This window comes from Kosakonia sp. YIM B13571 (assembly GCF_042788095.1).
Classification (GTDB): Bacteria; Pseudomonadota; Gammaproteobacteria; order Enterobacterales; family Enterobacteriaceae; genus Kosakonia; species Kosakonia quasisacchari.
In genome coordinates, this window is sequence record NZ_JBHZPL010000001.1 from 652,318 (window position 1) to 678,892 (window position 26,575).

Sequence of the window (26,575 nt, forward strand, 5' to 3'; positions counted from 1 at the left end):
TTACTGACTACGAGTTTTTCCATGTCTGTTTCACCCAACAGAGCAGAGCGGCGCGCCAAACGCCCTCTGCTCGCGCTATTTCAGGGGCTGCTGACGCTCTCCCTCACGCTGTTTGGCCTGTTGCTGGTCACCTTTTCGCTATCGGCGTTTTCGCCTGTTGACCGGGTGCTGCAAATTGTCGGCGATCATGCCAGCCAGTCCACGTATGACCAGGTTCGCCACCAGCTCGGGCTGGATCAACCGCTGCCGGTGCAGTTCTGGCACTATCTAACCCGGCTCGCTCACGGTGATTTAGGCACCGCCAGCGCCACCGGGCAGCCGGTCATGCAGGATCTGCTCGCCGCCTTCCCTGCCACGCTGGAACTGGCGACGTTGGCGCTGATTGTCGGCTCCGTGCTCGGCATTATCGCCGGTGTACTGTGCGCCCGTTTTAAAGGCTCGCCGTGGGATTTAGCGGTACGCACTTTTACCCTGCTCGGCAATTCGGTGCCCATTTTCTGGCTTGGCCTGCTGATGCTGGCGCTGTTTTACGCCCGCCTGCAGTGGAGCGCCGGGCCCGGTAGGCTGGATGATATTTACCAGTACACCGTGACGCCGCGGACCGGGTTTGCGCTGATCGATACCTGGTTTTCCGGCGACAGCGCGGCGTTTAAAAACGCCATCAGCCACTTACTGCTGCCGGTGCTGTTGCTGGCGTATTACTCGCTGGCGAGCATTACCCGCCTCACCCGCTCTGCGTGTCTTGGAGAAATGAACAAAGAGTACATTTTGCTGGCGCGCGCGAAAGGCGCGGGTGAGATGACGATTTTGCTGCGTCACGTGCTGCCGAATATTCGCGGTACGTTGTTAACGGTGATTGCGCTGGCGTATACCAGCATGCTCGAAGGTGCCGTGCTGACCGAAACGGTCTTCTCGTGGCCGGGAATTGGCCGCTACCTCACCACCGCGCTGTTTGCCGGAGATACCACCGCCATCATGGGCGGTACGCTGGTGATTGGCGTCTGTTTTGTGTTGATCAACAACCTGACCGACCTGCTGGTACGGTTGACCGATCCGAGGGTGCACTGATGCCGACAACGTTATTCTTGCGCCGTTTACGCCGCTCGCCTGCCGCATTTAGCGGCCTGCTCATTGTGCTTCTGTTGCTGCTCATCGCCCTCTTCGCGCCGTGGCTTGCCCCGCTCGATCCCAACTGGCAGGACGCTGCCGCACGTTTGCAAGCGCCCACTGCACAGCACTGGCTCGGCACCGACAGCTATGGTCGTGATTTGCTCTCGCGGTTGATTTATGGCACTCGCCCGGCGCTGGGGCTGGTGGCGCTGGTAACCCTGATTACGTTACCCGCCGGGTTGCTGGTGGGGATCCTTTCCGGCTACTACGGCGGCTGGATGGAGCGCGTGCTGATGCGCTTCACGGATGTGGTGATGTCGATGCCGCGCTTGATCCTCGCGTTTGCGTTTGTCGCCATGCTCGGCCCTGGCCTTGTCAATGGCGCGCTGGCGCTGGCGTTAACCACCTGGCCTGCTTACGCGCGCCAGGCGCGCAGCGAAATCCAGCGTCTGCGCCACAGTGATTATCTGGCCGCCGCCGAGATGATGGGCATTCGCGGCTGGCGCTTGCTGCTGGGGCATATTTTGCCGCTGTGTTTGCCTTCGGCGATTGTGCGTCTCGCGCTCGATCTCGCCGGGATTATTCTTGCCGCCGCCGGGTTGGGGTTTTTAGGCCTGGGCGCCCGCCCGCCGATGGCGGAATGGGGCGCAATGATTGCCGATGGCATGCAGGTGATTTTCGATCAATGGTGGATTGCCGCCGCACCCGGTGCGGTGATTTTGCTGGCAAGCCTGGCGTTTAATTTGCTCGGCGATGGCCTGCGCGATGTACTGGAGCCGCAACATGACTGAGACACGCGTCGCGGTAAGCGGCCTGAATATTGATTACCCCGGCTCGCGGGTGGTCCGCAATCTGAGCTTTACCCTCGGCAACGAAAGGCTGGCGCTGGTGGGCGAATCGGGTTCCGGCAAATCGATGACCGCCCGCGCCCTGATGGGGCTGGTGCGCGCGCCGGGAAAAGTCAGCGCAGAGAAACTCGACGTGCTGGGGAACACTCTTCTGACGCTCGACAATCGCGGCTGGCGCAACCTGCGCGGAAACGACATCGCCATGGTGTTACAAGATCCGCGCTACGCGCTGAATCCGGTGAAAAGTGTGCAAGCGCAACTGGACGAAGCCATCACGCTGCATCAGCGCCTTAGCCGCAAACAGCGCATGGAGAAAATCCATGAAGCATTGCGCGCGGTGGAGCTGGAAGCGACGGTGCTGCATCGCTACCCTGGCGAGCTTTCTGGCGGCATGGGTCAACGGGTGATGATCGCCATTGCGCTGGTCAACGATCCGCAAGTGTTGATTGCCGATGAACCGACCTCGGCGCTGGATGCGCGGCTGCGTAACCAGATCCTCGAATTGCTGGTTGCGCAGTGCGAACAACGCCAGATGGCGATGTTATTGATAAGCCACGATCTGCCGCTGGTAGCACAGCACTGCCACCGCGTGATGGTGATGTACCAGGGCGAATGTGTTGATACCATGCCCGCACAATATCTGCCGCAGGCGCAACATCCTTATACGCGCACACTCTGGACCTGCCGCCCGAATGCGCAAACCTACGGCCAGATGCTGCCGACGCTCGATCGCAGCCAGACCTTTACGGAGCGCAATGATGAACATCGTTGATCTTCACCAGTTGCAGGTCGCCTTTGGCGAGAAAACGGTGGTTTCAGGTGCCAGTTTCCAGCTGCACGCCGGTGAAACCTTTAGCCTGATTGGTGCTTCTGGCTGCGGCAAATCGACCGTGCTGCGCGTGCTGGCGGGCTTACAGCGCGAATGGCAAGGCAACGTGTCGCTGTTTGGCGAGCCGGTCAGCGCAGGTAAGCGCTATCAGGGCGCTTTGCGCCGCAACGTGCAGATGGTGTTTCAGGATCCTTATGCCTCGCTGCACCCGAACCATACGCTGTATCGCACGCTGGCGGAGCCGTTAAAAATCCACGGTGAGGGCGATATCGACAATCGCGTAGCGACGGCGCTGGAGCAGGTCGGTTTACCCGCCGATGCTGCGCGCCGTTATCCACACCAGCTCTCTGGCGGCCAGCGCCAGCGCGTGGCGATTGCGCGCGCGCTACTGCTGCGACCAAAACTCCTGCTGCTTGATGAGCCGACGTCAGCACTGGATATGTCAGTCCAGGCGGAGATCCTCAATCTGTTGAATCGCCTGAAACAACAGCACGGGATGAGTTATTTGCTGGTCAGCCATGACGCGGATGTGATTGCCCATATGTCAGACCGGGCGGCGTATATGGCAGGCGGGATAATTGAACGTTTCTTTGACCGAGATGCGCTGCTGCGTGGCGAACACCGGATGGGCTAACGAGATGGCATCGGCAGATACCGATGCCATCTTCATCAGGGTGATGAGGGAGTAAAGAAGGCGCTGAGTTTTTGTTTTTGCCTGCCCTGCTCGTCAAAATTACTCGCCGCCAGCCAGGCGGAAATCGCCGCGTCGCGCTGCGGCCATTCGTTATCCAGCATCGATAAATAGTCGGTATCGCGGTTGCGACCTTTGCGCACCATATGCTGGCGGAAGCGCCCCTCCCAGCTAAACCCGAGGCGTTCGGCTGCGCGGCGGGAAGCGACGTTGAGCACGTCACATTTCCACTCCACGCGGCGGTAGCCGCAGGCAAAAGCGTGGCGCAGTATCAACCAGATAGCTTCCGTACCCAGCACGCTATTTTTCATGCGCGGTGACCAGGTAACATGACCGATTTCCACCGAACCATTTTGCGTGTTGATGGCAAGCCAGGCGACGACGCCGAGCGCCTCACCGCTGGCACACTCCACCACGGCGAAAGGCGCGATGGTGGTGTCGATCATTTTACTCACCACCCACTGCGCCATGCTATCCAGCGTTTGTGGGCGCTCACCCGCCAGCCATGTCCAGTCGCTCTCGTTTTCCGCCTGAGAGTATGCACGCAGAAGATCGTGCGTGTGTATCCTGGCATCCAGCGGTTCCAGCCGACAGTATTGTCCTTGCAACACGCTGCGCGGCAGCGGCTGGACGCCGTGCCAGTGCGGCAACACGTCACCGACGGTTTGACCATAATGATTCAATTCCGGCACTTTTTTCTCCCAGGCAAAAAAGTTAAATAGAAAAAGAGAGTTTTAGCAGCAGTTAAGCCCGGAATATAGTGCCTAAAATTGGGGGGTAAGTGAAGAAAAATGCCTTTGAAATCAGAGGACTGACCAGATTTGGCATCAGAATAGTCTGATGCCTTTACATTTACTGACTAAAGTGGCCAAATTGAGCCAAAACCTGGTCAAAAATGGCCATTCCTTGCTGGACTTCTTTCGCGCTCATTATGCAAGGTGGCACGACATGAATGCGGTTTTCGACAATAAAAGTCAACATTCCGGCCTGGGTAAGCGCCGCCTTAATCGCAGCCATCTCTGCCCCTGCTAAAGGCGTCTTGTTTTTACGGTTGCTTACCAACTCCAGCGCCTGGAACATGCCGCGACCACGCACTTCGCCAATCAGGGGATATTTCGCTGCCAGAGCTTCCAGCGCAGGGCGCAGAACGCCGTTGCCGACATGTGCCGCATTCTGCACCACGTTCTCTTCTTTCATGGCATCCAGCGTGGCGACAATCGCCGCCATGGCCAGCGGATGCCCGGAATAGGTCAGCCCCCCGGCAAAGAAGTGATCGTCAAAATAATGGGCAATCGGTGCGGAAATCAGCACGCCGCCCGCCGGGACATAGCCCGCATTCACCCCTTTAGCGAAGGTGATCAGATCCGGCACAATGCCATCCTGTTCGAAAGCGAACCAGCTTCCAGTACGGCCGAAACCGGCCATCACTTCATCCAGGATCAACATAATCCCGAACTCATCAGCCAGCGCGCGCACGCCTTGCATATACCCGGCTGGCGGCACAAGAATGCCCGCCGTGCCAGGAACGGACTCCAGCAGGATCGCCGCAATCGATGTTGGCCCTTCACATTCGATCATCCGACGCAGGTGTGCCAGCGCACGTTCGCACTCTTCAGCTTCGCTGGTGGCATTAAATTCGCTGCGATAAAGGTACGGGTTAAAGAAGTGAACATGCCCGCGTGAATATTCATTCGGCACACGTCGCCAGTCGCCGGTTGCCGCAATGGCGCTGCCGGTGTTGCCGTGGTAAGAGCGATAGGCAGAGAAAATCTTGTCGCGCCCGGTGTACAGCCGCGCCATACGGATGGCGTTTTCGTTGGCGTCTGCCCCGGCGTTGGTGAAAAAGACTTTACTGAAACCCTCTGGCGCCAGCTCCACAATGCGTTTTGCCGCTTCGCCGCGCGCCAGGTTGGCGGTGGCCGGAGCAATGGTTACCAGCGTTTCCAGTTGCGCTTTCATCGCCGCCAGCACGCGCGGGTGTTGATAACCAATATTGACGTTCACTAACTGGCTGCTGAAATCGAGGTAGCGGTTACCGTCGTAATCCCACAGCTCGCAACCTTTTGCCCCGGCAATCACCATCGGGTTGAGGTTGCCCTGCATCGACCATGAGTGAAATACATATGATCGGTCCAGTTGACGCACATCGTCGTTCGTTATCGCCATCTCGTTGTGAAGTGCCAGTTTCATGCCAGATCCTCTCATGCCGTTGTTGTTGTCTGCATCATGCTGTGCGGCGTGAAGACGCGGGTAGAGCCAGTCGGGTTTGCGAGATGTGACACCTTGTCACACGCCGGCGGAGTAACTGGCACTGTCTGGCAGGGGTGAGGGTTTTTATAGTGGCGCAACTAACCTGCACAGGAGAAGAGAACAATGGCAGCGAAAAACGTGGTGTTCATTACGGGGGCGACTTCCGGATTTGGCGAAGCGGCGGCGCAGGTTTTTGCCGACGCCGGATGGGCGCTGGTATTGAGTGGGCGTCGGCTTACGCGTCTGGAAAACCTTAAAGAACGGCTGCATGGCAAAGTGCCAGTGCACATTATTGAACTGGATGTGCGCGATAACGCTGCGGTGAAAAAAGCCGTTACCGAACTGCCTGCGGAATTTGCCGATATCACGACGCTTATCAACAATGCCGGGCTGGCGCTCGCCCCGCAGCCCGCCCAGAAAGTGGACTTGCAGGACTGGCAAACGATGATCGATACCAATGTCACCGGGCTGGTTAATGTGACACACGCGCTGCTGCCAACACTGATTGCGCATGGTGCGGGGGCATCGATTATCAATATTGGATCTATCGCCGGGCAGTGGCCCTACCCCGGCAGCCATGTGTATGGCGCAACCAAAGCCTTTGTGAAGCAGTTTAGCTACAACCTGCGCTGCGACTTACTGGGAACCGGTGTGCGGGTAACCGATCTCGCGCCGGGGATTGCCGAAACGGAATTTACGCTGGTACGCACCAAAGGCGACAAGGCGGCTTCTGATAATTTGTATCGCGGCACGACGCCGCTCAGTGCGCAGGATATTGCCGGGCAGATGTTTTACATCGCCACGCTGCCGGATCATATGAATATTAACCGCGTAGAAGTGATGCCGGTGCGCCAGGCCTGGCAGCCGTTTGCCATCGACCGGGATTAAACCTGGATATCGCTAAGCCACAAAATAAAACGCCCCGGCATAAATGCCGGGGCCTGCTTTTATTCTTTTTTCCTGGAGGTTTAATCGTTCTACCCCGCCCGGCGCTTATCTCCGGCACTCACTCTTAGGTGGCGTTAGCTCTTTATGGGGTGAAACCACAATAGTCCATCAGAATGCTCTTAACAATAGCCATTTTGTCGCAATTTCCGGTTTTTTGATGCTTGTCATAATTTGCCTGATCTTCGCGTAAACCCGCGTGATGAGGGTCACTCATCATTGAGGGCTGACACTAACAAGCCGGGAAAAAACTGACGAAGCGTGACGCGCATCGCGATGCGACCGCAAAATTGATGCATTTCTCGCCGCCATTGTCGATAAAAGAGGCAATGCGTTATGATTCCGCCATTCGGAATTTGACTTAAATCCTTCAGACGTTTACAAAAGATACTGCCTTCCTAAAGTCCGACTTGCGTCTTTCCCGTTTTCGTCCAGGCTTCCCTTTTAGCCTGCGTAAAAATGGCGCGGATTGACCGGCTCAGATTTGCTTTTTACCGACTATTTTAAGATTTGCAGGCATCTGTAAGTGGAGTATCGCATGTTCTCTTTTGTCGCCCGGCAGGCGATTTTTGATGCAAATATGAACACAGTCGGTTACGAGTTGTTGTTCAGAGACAGTATGACGAACCGGTTTCCCGACGTTACTCCGGAGTACGCCACTGCCCAAATTATTGTCGAACAGTTTCTGGGTGCGCCGCTGGGCCGACTGAAAGAGTACAGCGCGATTTTCGTAAACTTCCCTTACGAGTTGCTGGTGCAGGGGATGGCGGAAACCCTACCGAAAGACCGCGTGATTGTGGAAATTCTCGAAACTGCCGAACCCACGCCTCAGTTGCTCAACACGGTAAAAAAACTCTCTGCGCACGGCTTTCGTATCGCGCTGGATGACTTCGCGTTAGGCGACACCTGGAACGCGTTTTTACCTTATATCAGCATCATCAAATTCGACGTGCGGGAAAATACGGCCGACGAGATAAGTGGCTATATCAACGACAAAGCCCATTTGCTGAAAGACACGATATTTCTTGCCGAAAAGGTGGAAACACAGGAAGAGTACGAGTGTTTCCGTAATATGGGCTGCACGCTGTTTCAGGGGCATTTTTTCAGCAAGCCGGTGATCCATTCGGCCAATAAACTGTTTCAGAATCAGGAAATCACCTTAAAACTGATGAAAGAGGTGAATGCCGACTCGCCGGATTTTGGCCGAATCGAAGCCCTGCTAAAACAGGATCTGGCGCTGTCGTTTAAAATTATGCGGTATGCACAAAATATTGTGTTCAACGCGCGCGGGATTAAAAATTTCCGCAGCCAGTCGTTAAAGGACGTTATTTTTTATCTTGGCACCAATGAGTTACGTCGCTTTGTACTGGTTTCCTGCCTGACCTCGGTCAACAAAGTCAAGACCGACGATATTTACTACCAGAGCCTGATCCGCGCCAAGTTTTGCGAGCTGGCCTCGTCACACTCCATCAGCCGCCACTCTGCCGATGACGCGTTTATCGTCGGCCTGTTTTCACAGCTCGACAGCATTTTTGAAATGCCGATGGCAGATTTATTAAGCCAGATTGATATCTCCGCAAGCGTGATGATGGCGCTTAAGGAGCAAAAAGGCCCGCTCTACCCTTACCTGCAACTTATTGAGCTGTATGAAAATCACAACTGGGAAGAGGTAAGCGCGCTCGGTCATCGGTTGGGTTTTAACCGCAGCATGGTGGCGGAGCTGATTAAAGCCGCCACCAAATGGACCAACGATATCCCGTCAAAGGTCAGCTGATCATTTCAGTTTTCGCGCCAGACAGCCGATTTAATCAGTAGGGTGTCATTCACACCGCTGCTTTGTTTCACTCGGTTGACCACTGGACGCACATCATGGAAAAGTTAACGGTATATGGATATCGCCTCGGTAACGAATATCAGGTGGAATTCGTGCCTTATAAGCAAAGTCTTACGACCTGCGTGATTCCAGGTAGCTGCTCCTATTTACGTAACACCATGAGCAACCTGCTGGCCTACCTGCTGACGCACGCCGTGGGGAGTATTGTGGCCGACAAAACGCTGCAGATTCAGGTTTGGGAAAATAACGGATTGAGTTGCTCAAGCCAGCGACTGTGGCAAGTAATGAACAACCTGAAGCGTAAACTGGCGGTATTCGGTTTGCCCGACGACTTTATTCTGCGCGTGGCCGGGAAAGGGTATCTTATCCCGCCGGAAAAGGTACTGACGCTTTATTGCCGGGAGACATTTTTTCGGCAATATGCCACGGTTGATCACTGCGCCCCATAAAGCCGGATAATTAAGGGTAACGCAGCGCGTCAATCAACAAAGTAAACGCGGCGGTGTGCTGTTTGCGGCTGGGGTAATAGAGGTAATAGCCGGGGAAAGGTTCGCACCAGGCCTCAAGCGCCGTTTCAAGTTTGCCTTCTGTAATCGCCTGCGCCACACAATCTTCCGGTACCAGCGCCAAACCCATACCGCTGGTTGCCGCTTCGATTCTGGAAGCCAGATTATTAAAGGTTAATTGCCCTTCCACGCGCACGCGCATTGGCTGGCCATCTTTGGAAAACTCCCAGGCATACAACCCGCCGAGCGTCGGCAGACGCATATTAATACAGTTGTGATGCTGTAAATCATGCGGTGTTTGCGGTTTACCATGGCGGGAGAAATAACCCGGCGACCCGATAACCACCATGCGCCAGTCCGGGCCAATTCGCACCGCGACCATATCTCTGGCAACCTGTTCACCAAGGCGAATACCGGCGTCGTAACGCCCGCTGACAATATCTGTCAGGGTGTTATCGATGGTTAATTCTACTTTCACGTCCGGGTAAGCGTCTAAAAAAGGTTTAATCGCGGGCCACACCGTAGAATGCAACGCATGCTCGCCAAGCGTGATGCGAATATTGCCAGCAACGCGATCGCGCATATCGGTTAATGCAATCAGCTCTTCCTCAATCTCTTTAAAGCGCGGGCCAATGCTATTAATTAATTCCTCGCCTGCATCAGTGGGCGCGACGCTGCGCGTGGTACGGGTAAGCAAACGAATTTGCAGGCGTTCTTCCAGCCCGCGAATAGCATGACTGAGTGCAGATTGCGAGACACCTAATTTTGCTGCCGCGCGAGTAAAGCTGCGTTCGTGGGCCACCACAATTAAATAGAAGAGATCGTTAAAATTGTCTTTCAGCATTTCCGCTCCGTTACCAGACCATGAAAATAGCGTTTATGCTACACTTCAGCTGTATTTAAATATATGTCTATAATTCACTAATCCCGCAATCAGATGGCTCTGTTCGTGAAGCAGGCCACCTCTTTTTATGTTAATAAACGCCAGAGATCTTCCTTTTAATGAATTTTGCTCATAACCGCAATGAGCCATATCACTTAATCAACAGGCCTTACTATTCTCCACGTATAAAAACGCTGAAGTCCCATTAAGAATCAACCATGCAGCAGCGGCAGGCATTTAATAATTAAACACCCGCTATTAATGCCTATTTCAAATAACCCATTAATCAACCTACATATTTAACCGCACCTTTTGCCAATAAAAGTCGGGGGAGTTACCCCCGGATAGAGAAAAAAAGTAACAGTAGACACAAAAAATGCAATGAGGTTAATAAAGCGACTTAACGTTAACCGATTAAACGCGGGTTGATATTAGCGATCTGTGCGATTAAAAATAGACAAAAGAAGTTCCATTCAATATTTATCAATATGTGCTAAAACGAATTTAAATATTTACACATGAAGAACTCAGGTGATAAACAATATCCTACAACCTGAATAATCCATGAGCCACTCTCATAAGTGGCAAGGTATTCTTGTTGTTATTAAAAAACACAGTGGCAAACATCAAGGGTTTATTTATATGAAAATATCTCAACTGAGTCTTTTCGTCTCTGCTGCGGTACTGTGCTCGTCAGTACAGGCTGCGGAAATATATAATAAAGACGGTAATAAGTTAGACTTATATGGTTTGGTATCAGCAGAGCATTATTTTTCGGATAACAGTGGCTGGAATGGCGACCAAACTTATATGCGTCTTGGCTTTCGCGGTGAAACACAAATTAACGACCAACTGACCGGCTACGGCCAGTGGCAGATGCATATTGACGCGAATAAATCGGAAGGTGATACCAATACGCCACGCACGCGTTATGGCTTCGCCGGGTTAAAATTCGCCAATTACGGCTCGGTGGATTATGGCCGTAACAAAGGTGTTTTATATGACTCCCTCGGTTATACCGATATGCAGCCAGAGTTCGATGGCATGACGTACGGTTCTGACCAATTCATGTTCAGCCGTGGCAGCGGCATGCTGACCTACCGCAATACGGATTTCTTTGGTCTGGTTGACGGCCTGAATTTCTCCCTGCAGTACCAGGGGAAAAATGATGGCGGTGGCGAGTCCGGTGCTGGTCGAAATGTATTACGTCAAAACGGCGACGGTTACGGCTTATCCGTGGAATATAACATCGGCGCAGGCGTAAGCGTTGTCGGTGCCATGACCAGCGCCAAACGTACCCAAGAGCAAAATACCGCCGCCAATATTCTGGGTGATGGCGATCGCGCCGAAGCCTATTCTGGCGCGATTAAATATGACGCCAATAATATCTACCTGGCGGCGATGTTTACTCAGGCTTATAACGCTTCGCGTTTTGGCAGCTCTTCCGATACGACAACCGCCTACGGCTACGCCAACGAATCGCAGATTTTTGAAGCGTACGCCAGTTACCAGTTCGACTTTGGCTTACAGCCATTCGTGGCGTATAACGCGCTGAAAGGCAAGAATATTGGTAGCAACAGCGCGGGCGATAAATATGGCGATCAGGATATCGAGAAATATGTCGATCTCGGTGCCACATACTACTTCAACAAGAACTTCAACATGTTCGTTGATTATAAAATCAACCTGATTGATGAAGATAAATTCACCACGGCGGCCGGTATCAACACCGATGACGTGGTTGCAGTGGGTATGGTTTACCAGTTCTAAACCCGCAAAAAGGCGGCTCAGGCCGCCTTTTACTCACCGTGATTCCGCACACGTTTCGCTTTCATTACCCCAATTTTCCCATGTGCTGATGCTGGCGCCGCCAGACGCCGGGCGGCATCTGGTATTTGCGAGAAAAAGTGCGCGTAAAGGTCTGCTGAGAGTCATAACCGTATTTGCTTGAGATGGTCATAATGGACTGCTCAGTCACCAGCAGCTCATGTGCGGCGCTTTCCAGTTTCTTCTCACGAATATAAATCCCTAGCGGAATCTGAATCACCTGCTGGAACAGGCGCTGAAGATGCCATTTAGAATACCCCGCCCGCGTGGCGACATCCTCGATCCGCAGCGGTCGTTCAAGGTTATCGTCAATCCATTGCTGGATCTCAAGTATCACCGCGTGTTGCATACCCATGGTTGAAACCTCCTTGAGAACAGGAGCATTCACCTTAGCGGAGTGATACTTACGCAAACATGACGCGAAAATAATAATTTTGTCAGAAATGCGCTTTCTGCCAGGCCATATAACCCCGCCAGGTGTGGATACAGGCATCAAATCATGCGTGGAGTGCAGCGGGAAAAGAGGCCAGCGCGAACCCCATAACAAGCCTGCTGCAATGCAGAAGAGAGGCCACTGGCGCAGCCTCCCGCTCCGGCCTTCGCTGACGCTACAGTGCTTTTGCCTCACCTGCCCATTCGCGCAAGAAATTCGCAGAGCAAATAGCAGGCTCAATAACCGCAATATCGACGCTGACCAGGCCAAACTTCACAAAAGGATCGCGTTCTATTTCCTTTTCCAGGCTCTGGCTGTCGCTGGCTGTGGCCAGGATAAATCCACCCTGTTTATTTTTTAGCGGCCCGGCGAAAATAACATGACCTTTTTTGATCATCTCCCCCAGCCAAAGTTTATGGGCATCGACATAAGCGCCGAGAATATCGGGTTCGCTACCGTAATAAAGCGTAATCGCATATAACATGATCAATTCCCCGCAGGTTAATTTAGTGGCAGTGCAGCAATAATGTTACGAATAGCCGATCGCGCGGCTGCAATTTGCTGGTGTTTAATTTCATCACCTTTCGAGGTGCCTTCTGCGCGGATAAGATGAATATCGTCAATACCCAGAAAACCCAAAAAGGCGCGCAGATATTTTTCCTGAAAATCCATGCCATCAAAAGGCGGTTGTAAATAAAACCCGCCGCGCGCCGAAATAATCAATACCTGTTTCCCCTCCGCCAGCCCCACCGGCCCGGTGGCGGTGTACTGAAAGGTTTTTCCCGGTTGGGCAAGCCTGTCCAGCCAGGCTTTTAACTGACTGGACACAGAGAAGTTATACATTGGTGCAGCGATAACGATCAGATCATGCTCGAGAAACTCATCGACCAACTGCTGTGAAAGCTGGTGCTCTGGGTGTCTGTCACTCACCGGTTGACTACCGGCAACGACACGGAATCCGGCGGCAATGTCAGCGGTTAAATGGCTTATTTCGTCCCGAACCACATCGCGATAGGTTATTTTCGCTTGCGGATAATGTGCTTTTATTTCCCGCATAACGTCAGCGGAAAGCGCGCGAGTGACAGAATATTCACCCGATATACTGGAATCAATGTGCAGAATCTTCATGATGCTCTCCGACAATAAACACTATAGTTATTTAAAGGATTTAGCAGCAGTATCGATAAATTTCGCCACTGCATCGGGTTGCGAAACCATAGACAAATGTGAAGTGTTAACTTTATATACGGTGGCGTGGATCTGTTTGGCTATTTTCTCCTGAACGGCAGGTAACAAAGCATGATCGTTTTCGGTCAGCAAATACCAACTGGGTTTATTTTCCCAGGCGGCATGAGCGATTTTTCCCTGAAATGCCGTGACAGCGATCGGTTGCGAAACCGCCGCCAACGCCTGGACATTCTCCGTTGAGATATCGTTCGCCATCACCTGTTGAAACTGGCTGGCATCATCTAACCACACCAGCCCTTGTGCATCAGGTGTCAGCCCGGTCATTGGCGCATTAAGCCGCGCCAGTAAATCCGTCACGGATTCCCCCGTTGCCGGTGACAGCGCAGAAAGGTAGACCAGCCCCCGCACCTTGCTGTTATTACCGGCCTGGCTGATCACGGCACCCGCCCACGAGTGACCGACCAGCAGCACATCGCCGTGCTGGCGTGCCAGTACGCGCTCGGTGGCAGCGACGTCATCATCCAGCGAAGTCAGCGGGTTTTGCACCGCCGAAACGTGGTAGCCCATGGTTTGTAAACGCTCAGTTACGGCAGCCCAACTGGAGCCGTCCGCAAATGCACCGTGTACCAACACAATATTTTTAATCGGCTGCGCTGCCGCCTGCGCCGAAATCACACTCAACATGGCCGCACATGATGCCGCCGTGATAAACCGTTTTCCGTTGCGAAAATAGTCCCGCATGCTCTCTCCCGTCACGCCATGGTGAGGTTATAAACACAATGCAGAGAGTGTAATCGCGGCAATTCGGCATGGTAAGATGGCTAACTTGACATTAAACAGGCAAAACCAGACACACTACGAGGAACCCGAATGCAGATAGCGATAATTGCCACCGCAGGCAGCATGATGTCTGCGATTACGGGGCTTGCGGATATGTTCTGGATAACCAACCAACTCCTGCCCACCAGCATTGAGGCCAGCCAGTTCAGGATCGCCATTGTCAGCCCTGATGGTAGCCCGGTCATGGACGCGCAAGGTCGGGAAATTGCGGTGGATAGCGCGTTTGCAAACGTAAACGCGCCCGATGTGATTTTGGCCTGCGGCATGGCGCTTGGCGGCAATAAACTGCCCGCGGCAACAAGCCCGGAAGCCGTGGCGTGGCTGCGTCAACAGCATCAGCGCGGCGCAAAAATTGGCGGCGCTTGCGCGGGGGTTATCTGCTGGGTGATGCCGGGTTGCTGGATGGCAGAGAGTGCGCCACTACCTGGTGGCTGTATCCCACTTTTCGCGCCCGCTACCCGCACGCCAAAATGGTGTGGGGAAAAGCATTAATCGAAGATCGCAACGTGATTACCACCGGCGGGCCGCTGTCGTGGGTGGATTTAGCCTTGCACATAATTCGCCAGAACGCCGGGGATGAAGTAGCAAGAATGGCAGCAGACATGACCGTTGCCGACAGCCAGCCACTCTCCCAGCAGATCTATGCTCCGCGCGGTTTTTTAAACACCATTGATCCGCTTTTACTGCGCGCCGAACAGCTTATCCGCTATGAAAACCCGGCCATCACCGTCGAAGAACTCGCCAGCGCGCTGAACCTCAGCCCGCGCACATTGCACCGTAAATTGGCCGATTTAACCCATGAAAGCCCCAAGCATTTTATTACGCGCGTGCGCATTGAATCGGCCTGTTTGCTGCTTGAAAACCCATCGGCAAATATCAGGCACGTCGCCGCCGCATGTGGTTATACGGAAGATACGGCGTTTCGCAAAGCCTTTAACCAACTCATCAACATGACGCCTGCGCAATACAAGCACTGGGCAGCCGCGCGAAACGGCAAATCAGGGCATTAACGCCTCGCCACAATGCAGCATCAACATGTTATCTGATCGTTTTACGAAACGTTGCATGTCCGGTTTCGGGAATTCTCTTCACCGCCAATGCGCCTACAATGGACGGCATCTGCACAAAAGAGAGAATGACCATGGCATTTCAAGCTGGGCTGTACTGGGTAATCGATCCGCTTTGCGGCTGGAGTTATGGCGCACTACCGCTGATTAACCGCACGGCTGAACACTTCACTGAACGACAACATATTTTGCCCGGGGGCCTGTTTATCGACGCGCAGCGCCGCCGCCTGGACGCCGACTGGCTGTCCCATGTACATGAGCATGATGATCGGATCGCGAAATTAACCGGTATGCCGTTTGGCCGTGCTTATAAAGAAGAGTTACTGGCCCGCGACGGGTTATTGCTCGACTCGCTGCCTGCCACTCGCGGTTTGTTAGCCTTACAGCAATTTGGCGAACCGGGTGACGCGCTGCACTTTCTTAATGCCATTCAGGCAGCCTGGTATCGTGATGGCCGCGATATCACCCGTGATGACGTGGTCAATGACGTGATTCAACACGCCACCGGGCAATCTATTGTCAATGGCCAGGTGGCAGAAAACGAAGCCCGCGCCGCCATTCAATATGGTCGCATGGTGTTGGCGCAAGCCGCCGGACTTGGTTTCCCCAGCGCCGTGTTGGTGCAAGAGGATGGCCGTTACACACTGCTTCCGGTCGACCAGTATTACGGCAATCCGGATGCATTTATGACTCTCGCCAAAACATATTGTTAAAGGAATTCCACCATGAACCATAAAACACTCGGCGTATTGCTGATGCTCGCCAGTGCCTCTTCTGTTGCTGCACCATTACAATTGCAGGTTTATAACCCACAGGAAAAGGCCATTTTCGCCGTCTCATCCACGCTGGTTTCCGGCCCTACAGAAGCGATTTTGTTTGATGCGCAATTCAGTGTGAAAGATGGCGAGAAACTGGTGCAGATGATCAAAGCCAGCGGCAAAACGCTCAAGCAAGTGGTGATCACCTCCGGCGACCCGGATTTCTATTTTGGCCTTGAGCCCATCGTCAAGGCCTGGCCGCAGGTCAAGGTGGTTGCCTCGCCTGCGGTGGTGGAACATATTGAAGCGACAAAAGAGGCCAAGCTGGCGTACTGGGGACCGCAGATGAAGGACGGCGCGCCGCACACTTTAACCGTACCGACAGCGACCACGGCGACCCACTTCACCATTGATGGTGAAACGCTGGAATTGCGCCATCCGCAGAGCTATGCGGCTTATGTCTGGATCCCGGCGAATAAAGCCATTCTCGGCGGCACAGCGATTTCCAGCGGTATCCACGTCTGGAGCGCCGACACGCAAACGCCCGCCGCACGAGCGCAATGGCGTGAAGTGCTGGGTGAAATGCAGCACCTGAAGCCCCAACAAGTGATCCCTGGTCATTATCTGGGCGCACGTCCCGTCGGTGACCAGGCGATTACGTTTACCCTTAATTATCTGGATAAATTTGAGCAGGCTCTGAAAGCGAACAAAACCTCTGCGGGCGTTATCAACGCGATGACCGCCGCTTATCCGAACCTGGCAGAAGCGGGTTCGCTGGAACTGGGCGCAAAAGTAAATACCGGCGAGATGAAGTGGTGACGTAACGCGTAATACTGTTTTTTTACGTATCAGAATTTACGCATTACCTGCCATATTGTTTCATTCACGCCGGATTCAGTATGATTAATTAAACGCCGCGCCGTGAACAAGATAAGGGGGACAACTGTGTCCCCCTTATCAATTCCTACAGTATGCAAGCGATCGCCGCTTGCATAACGCTCACCTTCCGCTGCCGATCTGTTGTTAGCTCGCGTCGGGATGACGCCTCCACTCGCGCCTTCCGGTGCGATCAGACATTCCGTTTTAAACCCTCAAAAATCCTGGTGTGGCGAATTTAAAAAAGCATCACTGTTAATTGGAGGGCGCTGTCGTCGTTGTAGTGCTGGTCGATGTATTACTCCCATCATTCCCCCCACCCATTGACAATAAAAGCAAACCCGTTACAGCGGTGATAACGGCCACTCCAGTTACGGCTGAACTGCCAACCGCATATTCCGCTGCATTATCTCCGGCGGCCTTTCCTTCTTCTGCAGGCGCTGCGTAGCAAAATTCAGAAATAACAAATACGAAAGCGATAGCAATGTATTTTAAAAGCATCATAATCCTGTCCTCATAATTATTTGGGATCATTTGCACTTTAAATCGCCGTCACAAAAGTGGATCGCAAAATAGGACATTCCTCGACAATATGAAAACAAATGGGAGATTCCTCAGCGGAACCAAATTATCTCAGCGCATGCACATTTCGCTTAAAAATAAAAATAAGATTATCCTCAGTTAACAATTTTTTAGCAGTATGATAGAGATCAAAGAAGACACAGAACAGCACATCGAAGGATTCAGAAAAATTTCAAAGCTGCAAATTTTACACACGCATATCCAGACGCTCCAGGAGGGTGTAATATGGAAAGAAAAATAGATGTCATATTATGCAAAATCACCTGTTCTTATACCAAAAAAGGCATCACTCAATTAGTTAATGAAATCAGAAACGGTAGTGGTTTGCACATTGGAATAAATTTTACAGCGCCTTATTCTGGCCGGGGCACATTAGTCGTGACCAAAGGTAATTTCATCCCTTTTACGTTGGCACACACGCCAATGATTGTGATACCCGATAAAGTTCCGGTCAGTGTTTTACTGGACATATTAACCGAGTTTGTTTATGGAAGGGTAAGCCAGCATGTTAAGACAATTCGCCTTGGAAGGCGCGAAATTGCTATTCTTAAAGAGATGATTTTCGAAAAAAGTGATGAGGAGATTTCTACTCTATTAAATATCAACAAAAAAACCGTTTCATCGCACAAGGACAACATCAAAAAGAAAATCTCCGCGAATACAAAGATTGACATTTTCTATGCGTTTAGCATTTTTTCCTTTACCGACTCCACATTAAAAGACAGCACGAGTGAAGATCCACTTTTTATGCCGCCGGGCGAGCAAATAAATAGAATGATCGCTTACGGCTAATAAAGCGAAAACACAACACTCAATAAATCTTAAATCATAAGTCAATATAAAATTGCATTTTTATCTTGCAGATAAAAATGCAATTCATATTAAAGATAATTAAGTCTTTTTGCCGAGTTTCCGCGACTGGCCCACTTTTCTTGAGCGTACGAGCCGAAAATGTCTGTAAAAGGAATACGCGATAACGATCAGCAACACACCTATCAAGGCTAAGTTCATCATCACCATTTTAGTTTCACTCACAGCGGGCGGGATTTCATTTAAGCGATAAATAACCGCAGCCGTCAATAGCTGGCAAAGAAAATAAGACTGGCCTCAACGCACAAATAATTAAATGCTAACGATGAGATTAAACTTAAGAAAAACAATGGCACGGCCACGCATTGCCAGCACGAGTACGCGACAGCGCTATTATCTTTAGATTTTTCATCGTTGTTACGCCGCGAATTCCCCATATAAAATGGCTATTTATTCTGTTGCTCTGGTTAATTGCTGGCGAAGAGCGTCAATAAACAACCGCAGCGCAGCGTGTTGATGTTCGCGAGACTGATACAGGCCATAAATCCCCAGTTGTTGCGGTTCAAGATCGGGTAATACCCGGACCAGTTGGCCATTACTCAGCGCCTCTTGCGCTTCCCGTTCCGGCACCAGCGCCAGCCCGCACCCGGCAATGGCCGCATCCCGCAGTACAGAAGATATCCCCGCGCTCAGATTGCCGTGCGCCATCACTTCCCACGGGTTTTGCTCGCTATCGGTAAAGTGCCATGATTGCCCGGCAAAACCGCTATAGTGCAGGCAATTGTGATGCTCAAGCTCTTGCGCCGTGTGCGGTGTACCGTGCAGACGCAGGTACTCCGAAGAGGCGCAAAGTACCGAACGGCATTCGCCAAGACGCGTGGCTATCGCCCCTGCTTCCGGGTTATTGGTGATGCGAATCGCCAGATCAATGCGTTCGCCAATCAGGTTGACCGGGTGGTTGCCCACTTCGACTTCAATTCTTAACGCTGGATAACGCGCCAGAAAACCCGGCAGCACCGGCCCGATAATATGGCTGGCAGTGAAGTGGGCGCAGGCGACACGCAATGTGCCAGAGGGCGTTTCCCGTGTCGATTGTCCTTCAATATCGCCAAACAGCGGCGCGAGCTGCCGCGTCTTTTGTAACGTATTTTCCCCGGCTGGGGTAAGCGTCAGGCGGCGAGACGAACGGTGAATAAGCCGGGCGCCCGCCCATTTTTCCATTTCATCCAGGTAGCGGCTGACCATCGGGCGAGAAATGCCCAGCGCCCGCGCAGCGGCGCTCAGGCTTCCCAGCTCGCAGATGCGATTAAACACCACCACCGCCATCACTCTGTCCATATGCTCACCTGTGCGATTTATGAAACGTAAAGCGCATTGTTTCAGAAATCAGCCTGGCAAAATAGCCTTCCGCCCACGCCCTGCGCTTTGAGTTAAGCGCACTTCCCACTTTTTGTCTGAGTCCTGGTTCCGTTACGCTGCTGTTTTAGCGTCGCGTGGTCATGAAATCGCTGCCATAGCGGAGGAGCCTAAAGTCCGGCGCTTTCCTGTCTCTATTTTCATGCCAACAGAGCCAATCCAGCACGCTTCACCGATGTATTCCGCTTTACAACACGCGCTTACCTTTGCTCCTGCAATTTATGCATAAAGTTTGCAGGCGGTGTGCCGTTAGTCATATCGGTGGGCCAATGCTTTGGCAATGCAAATACATTAATGTGTTTTGAGCGGGAAACCGTGGATGAGAAAAATGATACGAAAAATCTTGTTACTGATGTCTGTTTTATCTATTGGCTATTACGCTTACTCATATTCTGTGGTGATGGCAGACTTACCCTTCACGTACCAGGTTCAGAATATCTTCACCATAGTCATGTGCTTGATTTTTGCAGTGCTGTTATTTGCATCAAATAATAAAGAAATAGTATTTCTGCTAAACCGTTACTATTCTGCATTCAGGATAAAGAAAACAAATAATAGCTATAATTACACGCTTTTGTTCTGTTTTCTGTTTCTGGCTTACGCGCACTATTATCTTTCCAGCCTGCTCTCCAGATTAATACTGGATGTAATATTAAAAATCGGCTCATTGAACATCTTCTTGACGATCGATATTTACACCTCATTGTTATTTGCAGCTAACTGTCTATTGTTTGTGGTTTACGCAATCCCTGTTGTGCATGCATTTATAAAGCTGCACGCTGAAAAGACTTCTGTAGTCTCTACCCAACAGGATGAATAAACAAACCTGCGGTGCAAAGATGACACCGTTGCACCCAATATGTGAGGCGAGCAACAGAATGCCAGTGTTTTCACTATCCCCATGAATCCCCTAAACTTAGTTAGCATATTCACGGCGCTATAATTTATTCACTTACGTTTGTTCTTTCCGCGCAAAGAGCAGAGGGGATGCGATCAGATGGATACATTACACGCCCCGGATAAATGGTCTACGCCAAAAGCCCGATTTGTTTTTTTATTTCCACCGTTATATTTAAGTGGTTATCGGATGATAATGCGGTAGCGGGTAGTATTTAAATCACCAGAAAATGCGTTGATATAAATATGACGTCACTATGCAGACCGTATGTCACCAGTGAGAAGCGGATTGTCTTTTTAATTTTCTCTGCACATCCGATAAAGCAAAATTAAATAACAGCACTGCACGATAAACGCCCACCGTAATCATGAGGAGATAAAGAGATGCCATCTATTTATTATCGCGGCGATAACCGCGTTATTTCCGAGATACAAAAAACAGGGTTCCAGCCGCGCATTGAATCATGCCAGGGGCGAACTCCGGCCCAGGCTATTACCTATATTCAGCAGCTTATTATCACAAACGGTTTTAAAAGCCTCGCAGATATTGGCGGCTACATCATAAGTAATTCCAAAGGGGATTCTGTCTCGACCTCATGTATCGAGGATGGAGCCTCCTACGGCACACATAAATATCGCATCACCGCCCCAAAAAATGCGCTGTTTTTTGAGTTTAATCTCGATGGCAGCGTAGGGGCACAGTTACCCGATCAAGGGCATATGTATGGACGCAAGCCGTACTATATTTTGACCAACGTGAACCCTGATTTAAGCCAATACGTTATCGTTGGCACCAGAACGGCCACGCAGGAAGCCACCTTTTTTACTGATATACCCAGCGACTGGATCTCGTTACTCGATTAACCGAGTCGACCGGGAATCGTTCTGACCCGCCTTGTCGCCAAAACAGTGCCCTTCTGCTCAGGGCGGGCACTGTTTATGGCGCAATGCGTGAATTCCACGGTGCCAGGTTATTCCCTTTTCGTATGCACCTAATTACCGCGCTGAAGAGTGAATCAACACGTTTAACCGGCCCTCTTCTCTGCCACGGCTACGATCAAAACCCGGATGACTGTGCAAGCGCAACTAACTTCCTGCTGGTGTCTAATTCACATCACTCACTATGTGCAACACACAAAGAATGTCTCTCTCGTTTGACGTCTAACCCACTGTTTTACTAAACACTGGCTAAACAGCCTTTCGCTAAATCCCTGGCAGCAGTGTAAATTTTCCGCGCGGGCTGCCGATAGCAATAACAGAAGTGCCACTTTGACATTGACGTTGAGCAGAACACATTATGAAAAGACATCCCCTTTCCTGCCGCGCGCTACGCGCAGCCGGATACGATCCCAACTCCAGCGTACTTGAGCTTGAACACAGCAATGGCCGGGTTGAGCAATATCTTGGCGTGCCGCCTAAAACCTGGCAGGCATTTTTGATGAGCCACGAGCAGGAAAACTATTTCCGCGAGCATATCGCCAATAGCTACCTGAAAATTACCGTAGAGCAGGCAAATCGCAGCCGTTTTTGACCGCTGATGCGGTAATTTTTTGCCCGCGTTTGTGCTAACGTTGTCTGCTCGCAGACGATGCGGTTTGGTGCGTACTCATGCTGGCGACAGCGTAACGAGGTGTTATGAGAATTGGTATTGCGTTTCCTATCCTGGTTTTTATTGTCGCCGTCGCTTTTCTGACGTGGTTTATCGTTGGCGGTTACGCCACACCGGGCAGCTAACGCTCGGTGTGTTGCGCCATCGGGCGGCAGATAAATATCATGGCCAGTGCGCTGAGCAGCGGGATCAGCGCCAGCCACAACCAGGCGACACTCGCCGCCTCAGAAGGGGTCAGCGCGTTATCCAGTTGCCCGCCTAACAGGAAATTACCCACCAGCACCGTCACGCCCCCCATTGAAGCCAACGCGCCATAATGTGCGCCGAGGTTCTGGTTATCCGCAAACCACGGCACCAGATCTTTCCCCACCGGAACAATCACCATTTGCCCGAGCGTTAACAGCGTTACCATGCAGGCAGCCGGCACGTAGCGTTGCCAGTTTTCCGGCGCGGGTGTCGCCGCAAACAGCGCGACGCTAATAAATGACGCGGCCAGTAACGCAAACCCCACCGGCAACATGCGCGCCGCCCCAACACGGCGGGCAAACCGCGCCAGCGGCATCTGTAACGTGATGATGAGCACCGAAGCCAGCATAAAAAGCGGGCCGAGGGTTTTCTCGCTGCTGCCCGAGCGGCTCAGTTCAACCGGCAACGCCAGGTAAAGCTGGTTATAGCTGAACAGATAGGCGCTGTAAGCCACCATAAAGGCGACAAAACGCGGTTTGCGAAAGGTTTTCCACCACGGCAGCACATGCAGCGCGTCCGTTTTCCCGTTGCCGCCTGGCAGGCAGAAAAAGAGCACCAGCAGCGCCACCACAAACACGCCCGCACCGGCAAGCGCCACGCGCTGGAAACCAAAACCGGCAAGCAGCGAACCCAGCAACGGCCCAAGCACCGTGCCCAGTTCACCGCAAATGGCGAACAACGCGAACCACTCCGCGCGGCTGCGCTTTCCCGCTTTTTCACTCTGCGTGCCCGCTTTCGCCAGCAGCGCTTCGATGGATGGAGAAAACAGCGCCCCGCCAACACCGGTTAAACAGGCGCCCAGCACCACCGGCACCAGCTCCCCGCCAAACGCCAACAGCAAATATCCGCTTATCCGCACCACACAACCGCACAGAATGATGATCCTTGCGCCGAAGCGATCGGATAACGCGCCGCCTAACAGAAACATTCCCTGCTGGCAGAAGGTACGCAGGCCGATGATCAAGCCAATCAACGAGCCGGAAAGCAGTAAATCGTCGCGTAGATAGATCGCCAGAAACGGCACCACAGCATAAAAACCGATATTAAAAATCAGCTGGCTCCCCGCGAGCAGGTACGGCGATGTCACTTTCGACGGGGCAGAAATTTGGGCAAGCATGAAGTGTCCAGGTCAGCAAAACGCGCAAGGGTCTTTAATACCGGGGAAATTTCCTGCTGGCAACTCTCTTTAATCCCGCACTTTATGCAGGGTTTTCATTGGTAATTCCCCATATTGACAAGGCTCATGCCGCTCGGTATAAGAGCCGCCATAAGAATGATTTTCATTTACAATGCCAATAATTGTCCAGGGTCATGATGATGCAAATGTTTAAAAAATCGTTGTTTGTACTGGGGATGTTGTTTGCGGGTTCCGCACTGGCGCAAGCCACCCATTATCCGTTGACCATTGAAAACTGCGGTGTGCAGGTTACGTTCGACAAAGCACCGCAGCGCGTGGTGGCGCTGGGGCAAAACACGGCAGAGATCATGCTGCTGCTCGGCTTGCAGGACAAAATGGTCGCCAGCGCGTTCTGGCCGACCAAAGTGCTGCCACAACTGGCTGCGCAGAATGCCAAAGTCAAAGTGCTGACGGTTGAGATCCCTACGCTTGAATCGATCATTGCCCAGGAGCCGGATTTCGTGGTCGCTCAATTGCCGATCCTGCTGGGGCCAGACAGCAAAGTGGCGAAGCGCGAAGATTTGTCCGCCATTGGCGCAAACAGTTACCTCTCGCCAGGCGTCTGCGCAACCAAACAAGATAACGGTGATATTTACGGCAGCCGCCATACCTTATGGAACCCGTCATTGCTCTACAAAGAGATCAGCGATCTGGCAGAAATTTTTGATGTGCAAGAGCGAGGCGAGAAGCTGATTGCCGAGTTCAAACAGCGTGAAGATGCGCTGCGCAGCACGTTCGGCCACGGCAAGAAAAACCTGTCATTTGTCTTCTGGTTTTCCAGCGCGTCGCCCTCGGCAGATGCGTATGTCGGCGGCAAAAATAGCGCCTCTGGTTATATCGCCAACCTGCTTGGCGGGCACAGCGCCATCACCTCGGAAAGCGAGTGGCCGACGCTCAGTTGGGAAAGCATTATCGCCGCTAACCCGGACGTGATTGTTGTCTCGAGCCTCGATCGTAACCGCTGGGCGCTGGACAATGCACAAGAGAAGATCAAATTCCTGAAAAGCGATCCGGCGGTCAGCCAGCTTGAGGCAGTGAAGAAAGGCCATATCGTGGTGATGGACGGTCAGGCGATGAATCCGACCATCCGCACTTTCTACGGCGCAGAGCAAGTTGGTGAACAACTGGAGAAGCTGGGGCTGGATAAATGACCACGCCCTCCTCGACTGCGCTAAAAAAAGTGCAGCGTGTTGCATTACTGCTGTTATCGCTATTGCTGCTCGGGCTGGTGATTGCCGTCAGCGTTGGTGTTGGCGAACTCGCCATTCCGCTACGAACCACCTTTTACGCTGTGAGCAATAAGCTGGGGCTGACCAGTGAGCCGCTAAACCGTATCCATGAAACGGTGATTTGGGACTTCCGCCTGAGTCGCGCGCTGGTCGCCGCCTGCTGTGGTGCCGGGCTGGCGATTTGCGGCTCGGTGCTGCAAAGCCTGTTGAAAAACGCGCTGGCAGAACCCTATGTGTTGGGCGTTTCCGCCGGGGCGTCTACCGGCGCGGTGTCGGTGGTGGTGTTAGGTCTCGGCGCGGGCGCGGTGTCGCTCTCCGCCGGGGCATTTGTCGGCGCGTTTGCTGCATTTTTGTTTGTCGCGGTGCTGACTAACGGCGCGCGCGGCGGCAACGAACGCACCATCCTCGCTGGGGTCGCGGCTTCCCAGCTTTTCAACGCCATTACCGCATATAGCATCAGCACGTCCGCCAGTGCGCAGCAAGCGCGGGATGTGATGTTCTGGCTGCTGGGCAGTTTCAGCGGCGTACGCTGGCCGGAATTTCAGTTGGTATTGGTCGTCGTCATTATTGGTCTGCTGGCGTGCCTGTACCACGCCAAAGCGTTGGATGCCTTTACCTTTGGTGACGACGCTGCCGCATCGCTGGGTATTCCGGTGGGCGCGGTACGTTTGATTCTCTTTTCCGTCACTGCCCTCATCACTGCCACCATCGTCAGCATGGCGGGTTCCATTGGCTTTGTGGGTCTTGTGGTGCCGCATGTGATGCGCTATTTCATTGGGCCGCTGCACCGCCAGTTACTGGTGGCGTGTGCGATGGCCGGCGCAATTTTGATGGTGCTGGCGGATATTGCCTCGCGCACGCTGATTGCGCCGCAAAGCCTGCCGGTTGGCGTGGTCACCGCACTGGTCGGCGTGCCGTTCTTCGCGGTTATTCTCTATCGTTCAAGGAGATTCGCATGAGTATCAGCGCCAAAAATCTCTGCTGGCGGGCAGGGAAAAAAACCATCGTCGATAACGTCTCGCTCGACGTGGCAAAGGGTCAGACATTGGGCCTGCTGGGGCCGAATGGTTCGGGGAAATCCTCGCTGCTGCGTATTCTGGCCGGATTGCGCCGCCCGGATGATGGTAGCGTGATGCTGGATGGCCGCAATGTCGCGACGCTGAGAAAGAAAGCACTGGCAAAGCGTGTGGCGTTTGTGGAGCAACATGCAGCGACCGAGGCCAATATTCGCGTGCGCGATGTGGTGAAGCTGGGGCGCATTCCGCACCACTCGCCGTTTAGCCCGTGGTCGCACAGCGATGATGAAATAGTAGCGGCAGCGCTTGAACGCGTAGGCATGCTGGAACACAGCGAGCAGGGCTGGCAAAGCCTCTCCGGTGGCGAACGCCAGCGAGTCCATATTGCCCGCGCACTGGCGCAGGCGCCGAGCGAAATTTTGCTCGACGAACCCACCAACCATCTCGACATCCATCATCAAATGCAGTTAATGCGCCTGATAAGCGAACTGCCGGTGACCAGCATTGTCGCGATTCATGATCTAAACCACGCGGCCATGTTCTGCGATGCGCTGATCGTGATGCAAAAAGGGCAGATTGTGGCGCGTGGTACGCCGGATGATGTGCTCACGGAAGCGATGCTGGCTGAGGTGTTTCAGGTGCGGGCACGCATTGAGATATCACCCGATCACGGCAAAAAACATATCCACTTTTTATGAAAGCCTTCGC

The 26,575-nt window shown here is 52.7% G+C and carries 27 protein-coding genes and 1 pseudogene; 18 read left to right on the top strand and 10 right to left on the bottom strand.

Features of this window, described 5'->3' with window-relative positions; all coding sequences use genetic code 11:
• Positions 1-21 precede the first annotated feature (21 nt).
• From ACFX4O_RS03115 to ACFX4O_RS03130, 4 genes are read left to right on the top strand one after another with little or no spacing between them, the layout of a single operon-like run.
• Positions 22-1,068: an ABC transporter permease gene (locus tag ACFX4O_RS03115; protein ID WP_380207199.1), complete on the top strand. Its 1,047-nt coding sequence runs from the start codon at positions 22-24 to the stop codon at positions 1,066-1,068.
• Complete coding sequence (locus ACFX4O_RS03120) at positions 1,068-1,901, top strand: ABC transporter permease (protein ID WP_380207201.1); 834 nt, start codon at positions 1,068-1,070, stop codon at positions 1,899-1,901. Before ACFX4O_RS03115 ends, ACFX4O_RS03120 begins: the two co-directional genes overlap by 1 nt.
• A complete protein-coding gene (locus tag ACFX4O_RS03125) occupies positions 1,894-2,730 on the top strand; it encodes an ABC transporter ATP-binding protein (RefSeq protein ID WP_380207203.1) in 837 nt (278 codons plus the stop codon). The genes ACFX4O_RS03120 and ACFX4O_RS03125 overlap by 8 nt, the downstream gene beginning before the upstream one ends.
• Positions 2,717-3,421 (top strand): ABC transporter ATP-binding protein, encoded by a 705-nt coding sequence (locus ACFX4O_RS03130; protein WP_131406400.1) that lies wholly within the window; start codon positions 2,717-2,719, stop codon positions 3,419-3,421. The genes ACFX4O_RS03125 and ACFX4O_RS03130 overlap by 14 nt, the downstream gene beginning before the upstream one ends.
• Positions 3,422-3,456: 35 nt before the next feature.
• Here the strand turns inward: ACFX4O_RS03130 and ACFX4O_RS03135 are convergent, their stop codons facing one another.
• Both ACFX4O_RS03135 and ACFX4O_RS03140 read right to left on the bottom strand, forming a co-directional pair.
• Positions 3,457-4,170, bottom strand: a complete 714-nt coding sequence (locus tag ACFX4O_RS03135; protein WP_131406173.1) for a GNAT family N-acetyltransferase — start codon at positions 4,168-4,170, stop codon at positions 3,457-3,459.
• Between the two features lie 160 nt (positions 4,171-4,330).
• Entirely contained in the window at positions 4,331-5,668 is a 1,338-nt protein-coding gene (locus ACFX4O_RS03140; protein WP_131406172.1) for an aspartate aminotransferase family protein, read from the bottom strand.
• A gap of 183 nt (positions 5,669-5,851) precedes the next feature.
• Here ACFX4O_RS03140 and ACFX4O_RS03145 point away from each other — a divergent pair, with 183 nt between their 5' ends.
• The 3 genes from ACFX4O_RS03145 to ACFX4O_RS03155 all read left to right on the top strand — a co-directional run bounded on the left by ACFX4O_RS03145 (position 5,852) and on the right by ACFX4O_RS03155 (position 8,956).
• Positions 5,852-6,616 carry an SDR family NAD(P)-dependent oxidoreductase gene (locus ACFX4O_RS03145; RefSeq protein WP_131406171.1) on the top strand — a complete coding sequence of 255 codons (765 nt, stop codon included), beginning with the start codon at positions 5,852-5,854 and terminating at the stop codon, positions 6,614-6,616.
• Between the two features lie 595 nt (positions 6,617-7,211).
• Positions 7,212-8,447: an EAL and HDOD domain-containing protein gene (locus ACFX4O_RS03150; RefSeq protein WP_380207206.1), complete on the top strand. Its 1,236-nt coding sequence runs from the start codon at positions 7,212-7,214 to the stop codon at positions 8,445-8,447.
• A gap of 95 nt (positions 8,448-8,542) precedes the next feature.
• A complete protein-coding gene (locus ACFX4O_RS03155; RefSeq protein WP_380207208.1) occupies positions 8,543-8,956 on the top strand; it encodes a transcriptional regulator in 414 nt (137 codons plus the stop codon).
• A 10-nt stretch (positions 8,957-8,966) separates the two neighbouring features.
• Here ACFX4O_RS03155 and ACFX4O_RS03160 read toward each other — a convergent pair whose 3' ends face one another.
• Positions 8,967-9,857: a LysR family transcriptional regulator gene (locus ACFX4O_RS03160; protein WP_131406168.1), complete on the bottom strand. Its 891-nt coding sequence runs from the start codon at positions 9,855-9,857 to the stop codon at positions 8,967-8,969.
• 681 nt (positions 9,858-10,538) lie between these two features.
• Between ACFX4O_RS03160 and ompC the strand changes: the two genes are divergently transcribed.
• Positions 10,539-11,666 carry a porin OmpC gene (ompC, locus tag ACFX4O_RS03165; protein WP_131406167.1) on the top strand — a complete coding sequence of 376 codons (1,128 nt, stop codon included), beginning with the start codon at positions 10,539-10,541 and terminating at the stop codon, positions 11,664-11,666.
• 64 nt (positions 11,667-11,730) lie between these two features.
• On the opposite strand, the gene ACFX4O_RS03170 is transcribed toward ompC, so the two are convergent.
• The 4 genes from ACFX4O_RS03170 to ACFX4O_RS03185 form a co-directional block, all read right to left on the bottom strand.
• A complete protein-coding gene (locus tag ACFX4O_RS03170) occupies positions 11,731-12,078 on the bottom strand; it encodes a helix-turn-helix domain-containing protein (RefSeq protein ID WP_131406166.1) in 348 nt (115 codons plus the stop codon).
• A gap of 253 nt (positions 12,079-12,331) precedes the next feature.
• The gene (locus tag ACFX4O_RS03175; protein WP_380207211.1) at positions 12,332-12,640 is read right to left on the bottom strand and encodes a YciI family protein; all 309 of its coding nucleotides are present in this window, start codon (positions 12,638-12,640) and stop codon (positions 12,332-12,334) included.
• Between the two features lie 17 nt (positions 12,641-12,657).
• Positions 12,658-13,284, bottom strand: a complete 627-nt coding sequence (locus ACFX4O_RS03180; protein WP_380207213.1) for an FMN-dependent NADH-azoreductase — start codon at positions 13,282-13,284, stop codon at positions 12,658-12,660.
• Positions 13,285-13,311: 27 nt separating this feature from the next.
• Entirely contained in the window at positions 13,312-14,085 is a 774-nt protein-coding gene (locus ACFX4O_RS03185; RefSeq protein ID WP_380207215.1) for an alpha/beta fold hydrolase, read from the bottom strand.
• A 129-nt stretch (positions 14,086-14,214) separates the two neighbouring features.
• Between ACFX4O_RS03185 and ACFX4O_RS03190 the strand changes: the two are divergent.
• The 3 genes and pseudogenes from ACFX4O_RS03190 to ACFX4O_RS03200 all read left to right on the top strand — a co-directional run bounded on the left by ACFX4O_RS03190 (position 14,215) and on the right by ACFX4O_RS03200 (position 16,828).
• Positions 14,215-15,194: pseudogene (locus tag ACFX4O_RS03190) on the top strand (GlxA family transcriptional regulator).
• A gap of 131 nt (positions 15,195-15,325) precedes the next feature.
• Complete coding sequence (locus tag ACFX4O_RS03195; protein WP_380207217.1) at positions 15,326-15,964, top strand: DsbA family protein; 639 nt, start codon at positions 15,326-15,328, stop codon at positions 15,962-15,964.
• A gap of 12 nt (positions 15,965-15,976) precedes the next feature.
• Positions 15,977-16,828 (top strand): Vmh family MBL fold metallo-hydrolase, encoded by an 852-nt coding sequence (locus ACFX4O_RS03200; protein ID WP_380207219.1) that lies wholly within the window; start codon positions 15,977-15,979, stop codon positions 16,826-16,828.
• A 312-nt stretch (positions 16,829-17,140) separates the two neighbouring features.
• Here the strand turns inward: ACFX4O_RS03200 and yjbE are convergent, their stop codons facing one another.
• Complete coding sequence (yjbE, locus tag ACFX4O_RS03205) at positions 17,141-17,389, bottom strand: exopolysaccharide production protein YjbE (protein ID WP_380207221.1); 249 nt, start codon at positions 17,387-17,389, stop codon at positions 17,141-17,143.
• A 303-nt stretch (positions 17,390-17,692) separates the two neighbouring features.
• Between yjbE and ACFX4O_RS03210 the strand changes: the two genes are divergently transcribed.
• Positions 17,693-18,259 carry a LuxR C-terminal-related transcriptional regulator gene (locus ACFX4O_RS03210; RefSeq protein WP_131406158.1) on the top strand — a complete coding sequence of 189 codons (567 nt, stop codon included), beginning with the start codon at positions 17,693-17,695 and terminating at the stop codon, positions 18,257-18,259.
• Positions 18,260-18,727: 468 nt separating this feature from the next.
• Here the strand turns inward: ACFX4O_RS03210 and ACFX4O_RS03215 are convergent, their stop codons facing one another.
• A complete protein-coding gene (locus ACFX4O_RS03215; protein WP_380207223.1) occupies positions 18,728-19,615 on the bottom strand; it encodes a LysR family transcriptional regulator in 888 nt (295 codons plus the stop codon).
• A 1,359-nt stretch (positions 19,616-20,974) separates the two neighbouring features.
• Between ACFX4O_RS03215 and ACFX4O_RS03220 the strand changes: the two genes are divergently transcribed.
• The 3 genes from ACFX4O_RS03220 to ACFX4O_RS03230 all read left to right on the top strand — a co-directional run bounded on the left by ACFX4O_RS03220 (position 20,975) and on the right by ACFX4O_RS03230 (position 22,324).
• Complete coding sequence (locus ACFX4O_RS03220) at positions 20,975-21,454, top strand: hypothetical protein (protein WP_380207225.1); 480 nt, start codon at positions 20,975-20,977, stop codon at positions 21,452-21,454.
• A 433-nt stretch (positions 21,455-21,887) separates the two neighbouring features.
• Positions 21,888-22,121 (top strand): KTSC domain-containing protein, encoded by a 234-nt coding sequence (locus tag ACFX4O_RS03225; RefSeq protein WP_131406154.1) that lies wholly within the window; start codon positions 21,888-21,890, stop codon positions 22,119-22,121.
• A gap of 104 nt (positions 22,122-22,225) precedes the next feature.
• On the top strand, positions 22,226-22,324 hold the full coding sequence (locus tag ACFX4O_RS03230) for a YoaK family small membrane protein (protein WP_165501861.1): 99 nt from the start codon (positions 22,226-22,228) through the stop codon (positions 22,322-22,324).
• On the opposite strand, the gene ACFX4O_RS03235 is transcribed toward ACFX4O_RS03230, so the two are convergent.
• Positions 22,321-23,562, bottom strand: coding sequence for an MFS transporter (locus ACFX4O_RS03235; RefSeq protein ID WP_380207227.1), 1,242 nt, complete (start codon positions 23,560-23,562; stop codon positions 22,321-22,323). The genes ACFX4O_RS03230 and ACFX4O_RS03235 overlap by 4 nt on opposite strands.
• A gap of 206 nt (positions 23,563-23,768) precedes the next feature.
• Here ACFX4O_RS03235 and ACFX4O_RS03240 point away from each other — a divergent pair, with 206 nt between their 5' ends.
• Genes ACFX4O_RS03240 through ACFX4O_RS03250 form a run of 3 tightly spaced genes read left to right on the top strand, consistent with a single transcriptional unit; the run spans position 23,769 to position 26,565 of the window.
• Positions 23,769-24,773: an ABC transporter substrate-binding protein gene (locus ACFX4O_RS03240; protein WP_131406152.1), complete on the top strand. Its 1,005-nt coding sequence runs from the start codon at positions 23,769-23,771 to the stop codon at positions 24,771-24,773.
• Complete coding sequence (locus ACFX4O_RS03245; protein WP_380207230.1) at positions 24,770-25,810, top strand: FecCD family ABC transporter permease; 1,041 nt, start codon at positions 24,770-24,772, stop codon at positions 25,808-25,810. The genes ACFX4O_RS03240 and ACFX4O_RS03245 overlap by 4 nt, the downstream gene beginning before the upstream one ends.
• Positions 25,807-26,565, top strand: coding sequence for an ABC transporter ATP-binding protein (locus ACFX4O_RS03250; RefSeq protein WP_380207232.1), 759 nt, complete (start codon positions 25,807-25,809; stop codon positions 26,563-26,565). The genes ACFX4O_RS03245 and ACFX4O_RS03250 overlap by 4 nt, the downstream gene beginning before the upstream one ends.
• Positions 26,566-26,575 lie beyond the last annotated feature (10 nt).